The 14,252-nt window shown below is 42.5% G+C and carries 11 protein-coding genes; 8 read left to right on the top strand and 3 right to left on the bottom strand.

Annotated features, from left to right (window positions below; all coding sequences use genetic code 11):
• Window positions 1-96 precede the first annotated feature (96 nt).
• The 5 genes from R8P61_03830 (at window position 97) to R8P61_03810 (ending at window position 7,854) form a co-directional block, all read left to right on the top strand.
• Window positions 97-594, top strand: a complete 498-nt coding sequence (locus R8P61_03830) for a dihydrofolate reductase (protein ID MDW3646170.1) — start codon at window positions 97-99, stop codon at window positions 592-594.
• 71 nt (window positions 595-665) lie between these two features.
• Window positions 666-1,913: an ornithine--oxo-acid transaminase gene (gene rocD, locus R8P61_03825; GenBank protein ID MDW3646169.1), complete on the top strand. Its 1,248-nt coding sequence runs from the start codon at window positions 666-668 to the stop codon at window positions 1,911-1,913.
• Window positions 1,914-2,051: 138 nt separating this feature from the next.
• Window positions 2,052-5,867 carry a PAS domain S-box protein gene (locus R8P61_03820; GenBank protein MDW3646168.1) on the top strand — a complete coding sequence of 1,272 codons (3,816 nt, stop codon included), beginning with the start codon at window positions 2,052-2,054 and terminating at the stop codon, window positions 5,865-5,867.
• Window positions 5,868-5,990: 123 nt separating this feature from the next.
• A complete protein-coding gene (locus tag R8P61_03815; GenBank protein MDW3646167.1) occupies window positions 5,991-7,193 on the top strand; it encodes a helix-hairpin-helix domain-containing protein in 1,203 nt (400 codons plus the stop codon).
• Window positions 7,194-7,323: 130 nt separating this feature from the next.
• Entirely contained in the window at window positions 7,324-7,854 is a 531-nt protein-coding gene (locus R8P61_03810) for an adenine phosphoribosyltransferase (GenBank protein ID MDW3646166.1), read from the top strand.
• A 114-nt stretch (window positions 7,855-7,968) separates the two neighbouring features.
• Here R8P61_03810 and R8P61_03805 read toward each other — a convergent pair whose 3' ends face one another.
• The 3 genes from R8P61_03805 to R8P61_03795 all read right to left on the bottom strand — a co-directional run bounded on the left by R8P61_03805 (window position 7,969) and on the right by R8P61_03795 (window position 11,520).
• Window positions 7,969-9,921, bottom strand: coding sequence for an adenylate/guanylate cyclase domain-containing protein (locus R8P61_03805; GenBank protein MDW3646165.1), 1,953 nt, complete (start codon window positions 9,919-9,921; stop codon window positions 7,969-7,971).
• A gap of 115 nt (window positions 9,922-10,036) precedes the next feature.
• Window positions 10,037-10,963 carry a hypothetical protein gene (locus R8P61_03800; GenBank protein ID MDW3646164.1) on the bottom strand — a complete coding sequence of 309 codons (927 nt, stop codon included), beginning with the start codon at window positions 10,961-10,963 and terminating at the stop codon, window positions 10,037-10,039.
• Window positions 10,964-11,112: 149 nt separating this feature from the next.
• A complete protein-coding gene (locus R8P61_03795) occupies window positions 11,113-11,520 on the bottom strand; it encodes a hypothetical protein (GenBank protein ID MDW3646163.1) in 408 nt (135 codons plus the stop codon).
• 201 nt (window positions 11,521-11,721) lie between these two features.
• Here R8P61_03795 and R8P61_03790 point away from each other — a divergent pair, with 201 nt between their 5' ends.
• The 3 genes from R8P61_03790 (at window position 11,722) to tpiA (ending at window position 14,219) form a co-directional block, all read left to right on the top strand.
• Window positions 11,722-11,973, top strand: coding sequence for a type B 50S ribosomal protein L31 (locus R8P61_03790; protein ID MDW3646162.1), 252 nt, complete (start codon window positions 11,722-11,724; stop codon window positions 11,971-11,973).
• A gap of 145 nt (window positions 11,974-12,118) precedes the next feature.
• Complete coding sequence (locus R8P61_03785; protein ID MDW3646161.1) at window positions 12,119-13,354, top strand: putative sugar nucleotidyl transferase; 1,236 nt, start codon at window positions 12,119-12,121, stop codon at window positions 13,352-13,354.
• 103 nt (window positions 13,355-13,457) lie between these two features.
• Entirely contained in the window at window positions 13,458-14,219 is a 762-nt protein-coding gene (gene tpiA, locus R8P61_03780; protein MDW3646160.1) for a triose-phosphate isomerase, read from the top strand.
• Window positions 14,220-14,252: the final 33 nt, after the last annotated feature.

The raw sequence follows: 14,252 nt of genomic DNA, 5'->3' as shown, positions 1-14,252 counted from the left end.
GTCCGAAGGGTTGTATACAAATATGTTGGAGCCTTGCTCCTTCCGCCTTAATTTTGCCGGAATTCATGTATAGCTTACAGATCAGGAAATCTTTCTATGGATCAAATCATATCTGCCATATACGCAGTTTCTGAAAATGGGGTTATTGGAGTCGATAATGATCTCCCCTGGCGTTTGCCCAATGACCTGAAATTCTTCAAATCGAAAACCATCGGCAAACCCATAATCATGGGGAGGAAGTCTTTCGAGTCTATCGGAAAAGCTTTGCCCAAAAGAAGAAATATAGTTCTGACTCGCAATAAAGACTTTCATGCAAAGGGAATAGAAGTTTACCAAAGCCTGGAGGAAGCGCTAGCAGCCTGTAAAGAAGAAGCAGAAGTATGCATTACAGGAGGAGCCGGAGTTTATGAAAAAGCCATCAATGAGGGCTACGTCAACCTGATTTACGAAACCCTGGTGCATGCTGAAATAGAAGGAGACACCTATTTCAAACTTGCCAATCCGCGGGAGTGGAAGATTGTTGAAGTAGATGCGAGACAGGCAGATGATAAGCATGAATATGCCTACACCTTTCGAACCTTGAAGAAAGCCTGATTAGCAGGCATAAATTTCTTATCTTTGTAAGTGCTAATGTATTCTCAACTAACTAAATAGAAGAAAAGCATATGATCAAAACCCATTCACAAATCAGCTCTGAGCAGGCCATGCAGTTGGAAGATCGTCATGGGGCCCACAATTACCATCCCCTTCCAGTTGTACTATCCAAAGGAGAAGGCGTATTTCTATACGATCCTGAAGGAAATCGCTATTATGATTTCTTGTCTGCTTATAGTGCAGTGAATCAGGGACATTGTCATCCAAAAATTCTTCAGGCACTGTATGATCAGGCCGCGAAACTCACCCTGACTTCCCGTGCCTTTTATAATGATGTCCTTGGACCATATGAGAAGTATATCACAGAGCTCTTAGGCTATGATAAGGTACTTCCTATGAATACAGGAGTGGAAGGTGGAGAAACTGCCTTGAAGCTCTGTCGTAAATGGGCCTATTCTGTAAAAGGAGTTCCCGAAAATCAGGCAAAGATTCTATTTGCCAATGGAAACTTCTGGGGAAGAACCCTGGCTGCCGTTTCTAGTTCTACAGATCCAAGCAGTTATGCAGGTTTTGGGCCCTATATGCCCGGCTTTGAATTGATCGAATACAATGACCTTGATGCTTTGGCTAAAGCATTGGAAGATCCCAATGTCGCCGGTTTCATGGTTGAGCCGATTCAGGGAGAAGCAGGAGTAGTTGTGCCCGATGAAGGATATTTGGCAAAAGCTGCGGCCATGTGTAAAGAGAAACAGGTACTTTTCATTGCAGACGAGGTGCAAACCGGTCTGGCAAGGACAGGTAAAATGCTGGCCTGTGATCATGAAAATGTACGTCCGGATATCCTCATTCTTGGGAAAGCGCTTTCTGGTGGAGTAATGCCAGTATCAGCGATCCTATGTGATGATGAAATTATGTTGAGCATTAAACCCGGTGAACATGGGTCTACTTATGGAGGAAATCCGGTAGCTTGTGCTGTTGCGATGGCAGCATTACAGGTACTGGTAGATGAAAATCTCTCCGAAAGAGCTGAGAAGCTGGGAAATATTTTCCGTGCACGTATGCAAGAAGTGGTTGATGCCAATCCTGATCTTCTGGTATTGGTTCGCGGAAAAGGATTATTGAATGCGATTGTGATCAATGATACCGAGGATAGCAGTACAGCCTGGGAGATTTGCCTGAAATTGCGCGACAATGGATTGCTTGCCAAGCCTACGCATGGCAACATCATTCGCTTTGCTCCTCCCCTCGTTATGACGGAAGAACAATTGGATGAATGCTGTAATATAATTCAAAGGACTATAGAAGCGTTTAAGAAGTAGAATACTTCCTCAAATCTTGTAATTAATGTTCTTTCAAGCTTAAGCTTTGCTTGAAAAAATAATCCAATTCTTTTAATATTTTCCCCGGTTTGTTAGTTTCGGGGAAATGAGGATCTTAATTCGCCAAGCTAAGCAGGAATGAGTTCAGCCTCGAAAGGCATATTCTCTCAGTTTTTCATTTCCAGCGATCCAGGTGTGCTGAAATGGTTATTAATCCTGGGAGGTGCCAGTTTTATCGGAATAGGACTCTTGCTCAATGTCTTGTTTCCAACTTTTGTCTGTCCCAAAGGAATTTATTTTTCTCTGGGGATAGCATCTATTTGGCTGGGCGTACTTGAAGGAGTATTGCCTCATATTCGTAAATACCTCTACGAATATGCATTCTGGATTTATGTAGGGATGTACCTCTTTGTGATATTCCTCGCCTATTCCAACAATCTCCATATTGGCTTTTCCCTGGCGCTTGTCGCTGTCCACATCCTGTTTTCGGTCTCTTTTAGAACCATGACCGAATACACCATTTTTGCAGTGGCCAGCCTGATCTTCTTTTCTATTTGTACCTTCTTTCGCCCGAATCTCGCCATCTCTCCCCTCTTATTTTTATCTATCATTTGTGCAATCAGTCTTCTGGCCGGCATTTATGTCTGGCTGAGAGAGCATAGAGATGTAGATATGATGGAAGGGGGCGAAATGCTGGCCAATATGCTGGACAATTCTTCTTATTCGATCTTCCTGATCGATCTTCCCAAAGACGAATTGATTTATACCAATCAGCAGGCAAAGCAAATGCTCATGGGATTAGGTGGGGGTTCCAACAAAAATGTAGAAGAGATTTTATCCTTCTTTGGAGTAGATAAAAAAGTAGCTCAGGGCATGTATGATAAACTTTCCTACAATGAGCTCCTTCCTTCAACTTATACGATAAAAGACAATCCTGGGAAACCCATGGAGTTGGAACTAAAAATGGGGAAAGTTCACAGCAATCTGGGAGATGCTTTTTTCATAAAGGCGCGAGATATCAGCATCAATAAGCAGCAGGAAAGAAGTCTGGAAAGAAGTGTTGCACTCAATGATTCCCTGATGCAAGCTTTTCCGGATTCTTTGGTAGTCATAGACGCAGCTGGCGAAATCAGATCCGTAAGAATGGATAAGCGGAATGCTAATTTGCCCAGTTTGGAACAATATATTGGCGAAACCTTTGAAGTTATGGCTTCACAGATTATGACAGCCAGTAAGCAGGATGAAGCCTCTTTACTCCTTCAAAAGACACGTGAATCAGGCAAGGTCTTGCAATTGGAGTTTTTGTCTGCTATGGCAAATGAAAGTCGGCACTTTGACCTTCGCTTTACTCCCTTATCCAATTCAGGTGAAATACTGGCCATCATTCGCGACATATCAGAAGAAAGAGAAACCGCCTTACACCTCGAGCAATCAGAAAGAAATTACCGAGAGATATTTGATAGTGTTGGAGAAGGGATTCTCATCCTTCATCCTGAAAATCTGGAACTCATTGATCTCAATGAAGCTGCCAGCAAACTTTTGGGCTATTCCAAGCAGGATAAAGCAGGCCTACCGCTTGAGTCGATGAGTAAGGATCCTGATCCTGAAGACTTCATGCGTTTTCTCAAAGCGGCTACCCAGGGTGTACAGAACAGATTGGAATGTATCCTGATCGCCAAAGATGGAAATGAAGTCCTGGTTGAAATTGCTGGAAAGCTGGTGATATTGGGGGGAGAATTCCGTTTATTGATCAGCCTTATTGATATTGAAGAGAGGACCAAATTTCTGCGAGAGGTTCAGTCCCAGGCTCTTCTCGTCAATACCGTTTCTGAAGCTATTATTTCTACCGATACTGACTTTCGCATTCTTAGCTGGAATCCTGCTGCTGAAAAAATTTATGGCTGGAATAATAAAGAGAGCATTGGAAAGAAACTCTTCGACTTGCTTCCTACCAAGGTCTTAGGTTCTTCACAAGAAAGAGCACACAAAGAATTATTTGAACAAGGATCCTGGAAAGGAGAACTTGAGCAGCAACATAAAAATAATAAGGCCGTCCGGGTACGTTCCTCTTTTACCCTTATTCCTCCCATAAAAGATGAATCCCCCCGAATCGTTCTCCTGAATCGAGACATCAGTGCAGAACAGGACAGAATCACTGAACTGAAACGCAGTGAGCAAAAATTTAAAGACCTTTTCAATAGTTCTCCGGAACCTATATTGGTCCACAACCTTAAGGGAGAGGTATTGGATGCCAATCCAGCTGCCTGCGAATTATTTAAAAAGGAAAGAAAAGCTTTGATCGGTACCGGCTTTCATCAGCTAATCCCTTCAAAGCAAAGAGAAATGACCGAAGGAGTTTATGCAGCTATGACGATGGGTCAATTGACTTACTCTGAAAGTGCAATACTCAGTGGAGATGGGCTGGAAATACCTGTAGAAATTCGATCCAGTTCATTTGAACTGGATGGAGAGAAGCGGATGATCCTCCACATTTCGGATGTAAGTCAAAGAAAAGTATCTGAGCAAAGGCTGGGTTTATTCAACCGACTCATCAATCAGTCCGGCGATGCCATTTTCCTTTTGGATTCAGAAAGCGGTGAATTGGTTGACGCAAACAGCCAGACCTATCAGATTCTGCAAAATGATTCTAAATTGGCTCAGAAGTCAACCCAGGAAGGAGGAAAACACCTGCTTTTCGATAATATTCCTTCTCCTGTCATGGAAGAAGTCAAGAGAACAGGCTCTGCCATTTATACTGATAAATATCCGGGTCGTTCAGGAAACTATCTTCCGGTTGAGGTGAATCTGGGCTATATAAAATCCGATTCACATGCCTATTTGGTAGGAGTTGCGCGGGATATCACTGAGCGCCTTTATCAACAAAATGCCCTTCACCAAAGCGAACAGAAGTATCGAACGCTGGTCGAGAAAATGAATGAAGGCCTGCTCATGACCGACAATGAGGAAACTATCCTGTTTGTCAATGGTTCCGCCTGTAGCATCCTGAGAAGAGATAAGACAGAACTTATCGGCAAGCGTTCCTATGAAGCTTTGGGGGGTGAGGATAGCAGTAAGATTATCAAAGAAAAGTCAGCATTACGGAGAAAGGGAATATCGGATCAATATGAGCTGTATCTCCAACATAAAAATGGAGATGACCTTTGGTTGCTGGTTGCGGGTTCGCCCTATGTAGATAGCAATGGAGATACGATTGGCACCATCGCCATCCTGACCGACATTACTACCCGTAAAATTGCTGAAATCAAACTGCAGGAGAAAAATGACGAACTGGATGCCTTTGTTTATCGGGCTTCTCATGACCTGAAAGGGCCGCTGACCAGTATCATAGGAGTAACCAATATAGCTCGAGACGAGGTAAATGATCCCGGAGCCCTGCGGTATTTCGACATGATCTCCAAAAGTACCGAAAGGCTGGATTTGACCCTCTCTGAATTGATAGAGGCAACACGGGTAAATAATGCTACAGTAAAGCTTGAACCGCTCAATGTCAACAACTTACTGGAAGATATTATCGGAAGTTTAAAGCATTTACCGAAATCCCGAAATATAGAATTTCAGACAGAAATCAAGCTCAGCAATGGTTTTATATCAGATAGAAAACTCCTGAGTTCCATTCTCCAAAACCTCATCGTTAACAGCATCAACTACCACAACCTGGATCACCAGCAACCCTTTGTGAAAGTTTCGGTTCAGGAACAGGCTGAAAAAGTTCAGTTCAAAGTAGAAGATAATGGCCAAGGCATACCAGAGCGTTTGCAGAAGAAGGTATTCGAGATGTTTTATCGAGGCAATACCCAATCTAAAGGCTCAGGTTTAGGGCTATACATTGTGAAGAATTCGATCTCTAGATTGGAGGGAAGTTGTGAGTTAAATTCTGAATTAGGGGAAGGAACGACCATTTCTTTTAGTCTCCCACAGCACCATGCAGGCTGAAAGAAATGAGGCTACATTATCCAGCATTTTTGTACTAATTGACGGAATCTTGCGTTAAAATCCAAAAAAGGTTATTTTCGAAGAACTTGTTTCAGTCGATCTTTGGATTGCTAAACCAGCTATATGCTAGATAAAGCAGAATTCACCTTTACTCATTCTCAAAAAAAGGGCATTCTACTTTTGGTTCTGATACTGCTGGTGGCTATGAGCGCCCTATTTGTCTTTAAACACTTCATTGCTCAACGCCCCTATGACCAGCCGGTGATGGCCCAAAACTTCGCCCAACCTGTTACTGTACAAGACTCAACCCTCCGACTTGATATAAATCTCGCGGACAGTTTGCAATGGACCCAGCTTAAAGGGATAGGTCCAGGGCTTAGCCAACGTATTATCCGATACAGAAATTCTATAGGCGGATTTAGGAATGTTGAGCAAGTGTCTAAAGTCTATGGGATTAGCCCTGAGCTTTTTTCTGCCATAGAGTCTAACCTTTACTACAATCGCTTTAGTGCGCCTCCTTCTCCCAGAAAGACCATCACGAGAACACAGAAGAAATCTTATCCAAAGCTGGATATCAATACAGCTACGGCTGAAGAATTTGAAACTTTACCAGGTATTGGCAAAACTTTGTCCAAGCGGATAGTAAAGTACAGAAATACCCTGGGAGGCTTTTCCAACATAGATCAACTCAAGCGTGTTTATTATCTGGAACCAGAGACTTTTAGTCAGATAAAGCCTTATCTATTTTTGGATGTACCGGCTTCTATTTTTGCGGAAGAAGAAAGTAAAGAGGAAGAGGAGTTGAAAAAGTTCTTTGCAGAAGCAAATGAAGTCAAGCCTCAGTCCCTCAGTGGTCCAAGTCGGGGAGCAGAGAAACCCAAGAAAATAGCTCCTGCCATCAAAGCGCCTGCTGCAGCAAGCCAACTCCCCATCATAGACCTGAATAAAGCAGACTCTTCCAGTCTTTCCCTATTACCTGAGTTAGAAAGCAAATTGGTCTTACGGATTTTGAAATACAGAAAATTGCTGGGATTCTTCTATTCCGTAGATCAACTCAAACAGGTTTACGGCTTATCACCCGCTACCTTTGCACGTATTTCTCCTTATCTGAAAGTGGAAGGTGTAGACAAATATCCGAGGAAAGACCTCAATATTGTTTTTGCAAGGAATCTGGCTTTCTATCCCTTTATAGATAAAGTAATAGCAGAAGCCATCATTAATGAACGCAAGGCTTTAGGGCATTTCAAAAACTGGGAAGAAGTATTGGCGGTTCCGGGATTGAGTTCGGAAATACTGAAAAAGCTTCGCATCTATTTTGAGATTTAGGGAAATGCAAAGGATGGCTTAGCGTATTGGCCTCAAACAAAAATTCTTACTTCTTTAGTTCTTATTTCTTGTTCTTACTTCTCCTCGCTATCCACTCGCAATATCATCTACATTTTCATACCTTCACTGCATGAGTTTAGCAGAGAAAATCCATGCGCACATCCGAGAGGTACCTGACTTTCCGATACCCGGTGTACTTTTCAAAGACATCTCCCCTATTTTCCTCTCTCCCGAGCTAATGCGGGAATGTAAAATGGAATTGGCAAACCGCTGGAGGGATTCGGGTGTGAATAAAATCCTGGGAATAGACAGCCGTGGCTTTCTCTTTGGACCTCAAATGGCTGAGGAACTGGATGCAGGTTTTGTAATGATCCGCAAAAAAGGGAAACTGCCTCCAGAGACAATTGAAATGAGCTATGCCCTTGAATATGGAGAAGCTACGCTTGAAGCTGTAAAGGAAGCCCTGCAACCCGGCGATAAAATTGTCATACATGATGACTTGCTGGCTACAGGAGGTACAGCGGCAGCAACTGCCGAACTGGCCAAAAAGTTAGGAGCAGAAGTATTAGGCTTTAGTTTTATTATCGATCTGACGTTTCTCAATGGGCAGGAGAAATTGAAGCCTTATGCGGAGCAGATTCATTCACTTGTGGAATACTAGGAGGAGGTGTTGTAGTGTTGTAGTTTGAGTAGAGTAATTGATGGGGAATTTTTTCAAGCCTTCCTTTCGAGGAGCATTTAGTCATCTATCGAACAATTTCACCTCAATACTTGCCTAAATCTCCCACTCCACAAAGTACATATCCATTTTCCCTTTGTGCTTGACATCAAGTTGTCCACGATGTTTGCAGAGAAAATCGTTTTGAACGATCTCATAGGTGGCTTGTGAAATATTGACCTTACCTACTGCGCCATGGTCTTCCATACGAGAAGCCATATTTACCGTATCCCCCCAAACATCGTAGGAGAATTTTCGGATACCAACAATGCCGGCAACCACAGGACCAGAATGTATACCTATGCGCGCTTCAAAGAAAGGAATGCCTTGCTCTTTTCGCTGCTTCTTATAAATCGTCAGGAATTCCTGCATTTCCAGACCTGCTTTGACCATATTAACTGCATGCTGGGTACTGTCCGCTGGAAGGCCCGATACACACATATAGGCATCTCCGATGGTTTTTATCTTTTCTATGCCATATTTCTCTATAATCCTATCAAAGGCCTCAAAACAGTGGTGAAGCTCTGTCACAAGCTCATGGGGAGTTAATTGTTCACTAAGCTTGGTAAAGCCTACAAAATCGGAGAAAAGTACAGATACTTCTTCATGGCTCCTTGCTTTGGCTTTTCCATGCATCATCAATTCATCCGCCGTTTCTTTCGGAAGGATATTGAGCAGGAGTTCTTCGGAGCGATGTTTTTCTATTTCGATGATTCGATTTTTCCGCGAAAGCTCCTTATTCAACTTTGATTGCAAGCGCGAACGGCTAATCATCCAAATCAAAAAAACCAGGGAAAGCAATAAGGCAGCGAGAAGTAAAAAACCCAATAATTGATTGCGGGAAGAATCCAGTTCCAGCAATTTCAATTTCTGTGCACGGGTTTCCTCTTCATGATCTTTTACCAGTTCGGCGATGGTTTGGTTTTTCTTTTGATCCAGAATGGAATCCTTAACTTCCATCAACTTTCGATGGTAGAAATAAGCATTTTCATAGTCTCCTACCGAATCATATACAGCCGACAAACTGGCATAGGCATATCTCACATCATCCTTCAATCCCGTCCTTCTGGAAATATCCAGGGCCTTGTTCAAATAAGTAATGGACTCATTGAAAGCACCTTTCTGCATATAGGTTGTGCCTATGTCATTATACCCATCCGCAATTCCTTCCTGATCATTGAGTTTCTCCTGTATTTCCAGTGCCCGGAAAAAATACTTCAAGGCCTCTTCGTAGTTTTCTTCACGCCTGTAAATGCTTCCTACATTATTGAAATAATCAGAGACCCCCAGACTATCCCCCAGATCCCGGTAATAGCCCAGAGATTCGTTGTGGGCTTCCAGCGCCCTTCCATATTCTTCCTGCTTGCGCCAGGCTCTCCCAATAAAGTTGAGCGAATTAGCGGTCCTTTGCTTATCCTCATAAGACTTGGCTATTCTTAATGAGCGATTGAGGAAATCAATGGCTTCTTCAAAATGAATCAGGTCTGTATGGAAAATGCCTAACCAATAATAAGAATCTGCCATCAAGAGGCTATCCCCATTTCTCTCACGGATCATCAGGGCTTTGAATTCATGTTCCAAAGCTTTGGGAAAGTTTCCAAACCTCCAGTCAACAATCGCAAAACCATGTCGGACAGAAGCAATTCCCATGCTGTCCCCAAGTGCTTCATAAGCAGTCTTTCCTTCCTCATAAAAGGTATATGCTTCTTTATAATACCCCTGGTTCCATTTGCTATCTCCCATAATAAGAAGGGAAGATGCAATCCCTTCCGGGACCTTTTTGATTTGTGCAAGCTCATAGGCTTGTTTACTATATCGAAAAGCTGATTTGGGGTAATTACGCTTAAGGTTTTCAGCCAACTCATTTAAGACGCTGATGCGTTCTTCGGAGGAGAGATTTTGTTCGAGTTGCTGTTCAAGCGCCTCTAATTTAGTCTGCGCAAATAAGCCGGACCATAGGTAGCCCAGGAAAAATAGGAGAATAGTTGCGTAGTTCAGTAGGTTCTTCATGATGCGTTCCCCGCATAAAATTACACAAAATTCCCTAGAAAACGCATCTACCTGAATTCTTTCCAATTTTTGGACTAAATCCAGCTTAAATATTTATTAGCTATAAGAATTCGGTCTATTCTTCTACCTCTTCTTCTTTATCATTTCTAATCTGCAACCATTCGCTTACGCGGGTATTATCATTAGAAAGCACCATCAAATAGTCTCCTTCTCCCCATATACTTGCATCCAGTTTTCTTCGCCTTGCCTTAAAGCCTACATCTATCTTTTCTTCATAGAGAACTTTCCCCTCCTTGGTCAGGACCTGAAACAAAGCTTCACAGGCTTCATCAGCCACATAGGCCAGGGTAATAATCCCTCCTTCGATGGTATCAACTTTGATGTATAATCCCAGATTCAAATCAAAACTATGTTCATAAATCTGACTTTGGGACACCTTTTTATCCAATCCAATCTGTTTGATCCGATAGTAAATCCGGGGAAATCCAATCATGGCTAAACCCGGATCTACAAAATTGTACTCCTGATGCTGGAAATCTCCTGCCCCTCCTCCCGGCAATTTTCCAATTCGCTTAAACTTCTCCCGGTCAATTGAGCGTTCAATTTCAAAATAGGCGGTATTACTTTCTGCAAAGGTAGACCAGTTCAATACAGGCTGATTGGCTTCAATTTCAAGACTCATATTCGCCCAACTAATGGAAGAAGGGGCAGGACTTTCTGCTTTCCGGGCTTTTGAGACCTTTTTGGCTGCGGGGGGAGTTTCCTTATTCTCTCTTTTCGGGGGGCTGGAAGGAATTACACGTGTTGATTTCTCCTCCTGATTGCTTTCTGTTGGCGCTGCTTTCTTTTCTTCCTTTTTTATTTCGCCTTCAGCTATGGGCTCTTTCTCCTTTTGGTTTAATGCAGGAGATTGATCTTTCAAACTAAAAGTTCCTATAATGAGGAGGCAAGAGGCAAGCAGGGCAGCAGCAATTCCCATTCTTCGATTTGATAAACGGGAAGTCTGATTGGTGGACGTATTCGGTCTGTGTTGTTTCGCCATAAAGCTCTAAATCTGGCTATAGGCACTTAGCCTAATGGATCCTTAGAGGATCATGGCATGAATTTATAAGACCGAAAAAAGAAAATTCAGGAACTTAGGGGGAGTTCCTTACGATGTAATCCAAATGCGAGAAATGCTAAAAAATTGCCCTAACGAAACATCGATTTTATGCTTCCCCAGGTTCGCTGTATGGAGGTAGGATTGTGAGATTGGCTGGCGAAAAACTTGAAAGTTTTCTTATCTGTAACTATATGCAACTCATAATGAACGACTCTTCCCTGGGTTTTGAACATATCATCATCCAGGTAATTGTACTTCATAAGGCCTTTTACCGGCATGGTCACCAGATGGGCCAGACTAGGTTCATCATTAAATCTCCGAAACACCCGAAATTCTTTTACCCCAATCTCAGATTGCAGTTCCCACTCCAGCAGGATTTGAGCTCCATCTACTTTCAGATTGAAATAGTTCAAAAGAACCGTTTGAGCCTGGATCTTTTGAGGAACTATGCTGAGTGCGGCAGCAAAAATAAGATATGTCAGGATGCGCTTTAACATATAAATTCCAGGTGAGAACAAAAATATCAAAATCTATATTAAGTCCAAAGGTAATCTAAATTACCCACAGCCTGCTTAACCTTAACTTTAGCTTTATGTTTAATTTTGAGGAAGACAATTTAACTTCCTGATAAATTCCTTAAAGACTTGTTTGCGAAAAGGATATTTTGCTGTATATTTGCACTCCAAAATATTAAAATCATGAAAGAAGGAATTCATCCGGAATATAGAGAAGTAATCTTCAAAGACATTTCAACTGATTACGCATTCAAAACGCGTTCTACGATCCAGACTAAAGACACGATTACTTGGGAAGATGGAAATGATTATCCGTTGGTGAAACTAGAGATTTCTAGTGATTCTCACCCTTTCTTCACAGGTAAGCAGAAACTTGTGGATACTGCCGGACGTGTCGACAGATTCTACAAGCGCTACGGAAACAAAGGAAAATAGTCAGACTATCCTTGTCTGAATTACATAAAAAAACAATTGGAGCAGTTCTTTGGAACTGCTTTTTTTGTGGGAGTTAATTAAAAAAGATAAAGTTTCCTTTATCTATTGAATTCTACCTCTATTTAATAGCATCTCAGGCTTTTATATGGAAAAGATTCTTTTCGAAGACAATAGTCATTTCAATCTCCTTCCTCTTACCTTCACCCGGCCATTATTTGAATTGAGAGCCGGTATATTTACATGTAAAGAAAGATGGAGCCATATCTATGGTGAGGAAATGTATGCCTATGCCTACGATTATCTGGGAGCGGCCTTCAATAAATTCCCCACACATAATGAGCCCTGCATATGGATCAATGGGAAATTTATTCCAGACGAAGAGCTATTGAAGGAAATTGAGGATCTGGGCCCATCCAGCTTCCTAAGCAATGAAAAAGGAGAAGTAATCGCCGCTCAATTCCCTCTGAGTATGCTTCCCGGAGAGTTTTCAGGCATCTTAGGCAAAGAACTTCTGGATGCCCTGGGACTCAAGGAAATCAATACATCTAATGATTCTTTAGCGATCAGGCAGGCTCCTGATATGTTTCTCAACAATGAAAAATTGATCGCTTATGACTTCGAATTGATCACCCGAAGCAGAACTTCTCAAAAGATCAGGGATCCCTATACGCGCATCTATGGGGCTGATAATCTATTTGTAGAAGAAGGTGTCAGTGTTAAAGCAGCCATCATCAATGCAGAAGATGGTCCCATGTACATCGGAAAAGGGGCAAATCTTCAGGAAGGCTGTATTATCAGACGTTCACATGCTATCTGTGATTATGCCCAAATCAGCGTAGGAGCCAAATTAAGGGGAGATACGACGGTTGGGCCATATAGTAAGGCAGGCGGAGAAATAGGCAATTCGGTCATCATGGGATATTCCAGCAAAGCCCATGAAGGATATCTGGGCAATTCGGTGATGGGTTTCTGGTGCAACATAGGAGCCGATACCAATAGCTCAAATCTCAAGAACAATTATGCGAATGTCAGAATCTGGAACTACCAGGAGGAGAGATTCGCAGATACCGGTTTGCAATTTTGTGGCCTCATCATGGGAGACCACAGCAAAACAGCCATCAATACCATGTTCAATACCGGTACTGTTGTAGGAGTATTTGCCAATATTTTTGGTTCTGGTTTCCCTCGCAATTTTATCCCCTCTTTTTCCTGGGGAGGTGCGCATGGTTTTAGTACCTATCAAACCCGTAAGGCTTTCGAAGTTGCGGAAAAGGTAATGGCGCGCCGAAAATTAAACTTTGGAGATACGGACAAGCAGATTCTTAACAAGGTTTTTGAACTAAGTGCTCCCTACAGAAGGTGGGAAATGGAAAAGGTTTGAAAAATTCCCTCAATATTTTCAGAGATAAATAATTCGTATTAAGTTAGGCGCTTCGATTGCGAGGATACTGCTACGCCCATTATTAACCAATACATCACATACAATGCGTAAACAAATTGCTGCCGGCAACTGGAAAATGAACCTTAGCGCTCAGGAAGCTCAAAGCCTGGCCAGCGAGGTCGTAAATATGGCGAAAGATGAGTATAAAGGAGATGCAGAAGTGATCTTCGGCGTTCCACATCCTTACCTATCCCTCGTTCATCATATTACCAAGGATCATCCGAATATGCACCTTGCAGCGCAGAACCTCCACCAGGCAGACAAAGGTGCCTATACGGGAGAAGTTTCTGCGACCATGTTGACTTCTATCGGAGTTACTCATGTGATTATTGGCCACTCTGAAAGAAGAGAGTACCAGGGAGAAAACAACGACCTCCTGGCTGATAAAATTGACAAAGCACTAGAGAATGGATTAGTACCTATTTACTGCTTTGGAGAAAAACTGGAAGAAAGAGAGGGAGGAAATACCCTTCGAGTTATCGAGGAACAAGTAAGTGAAGGTTCTTTTCACCTTGATGCGGCGAGTTTCTCAAAATGTATTCTGGCTTATGAGCCGGTTTGGGCGATTGGTACGGGTAAAACTGCCAGCCCCGAGCAAGCGCAAGAAGTCCATGCCTTTATCAGGAAGCTGATTACGGATAAATATGGAGCAGAGGTAGCAGACGGAACTACGATCCTTTATGGTGGAAGTGTAAAGCCTGCCAATGCCAATGACCTCTTTGCTCAAGCAGATATTGATGGAGGACTCGTTGGAGGTGCAAGTTTGAAATCCCGCGATTTCACGGAAATTCTCAAAGCTTTGTAGATTTCCCATTCACATGTTGACATAGCTCCTCTT

Source organism: Bacteroidia bacterium, assembly GCA_033391075.1.
GTDB lineage: Bacteria > Bacteroidota > Bacteroidia > J057 > J057 > JAWPMV01.
The sequence above is the reverse complement of the archived record's forward strand: the minus strand, read 5'-3'. Positions and strand labels throughout refer to the sequence as shown.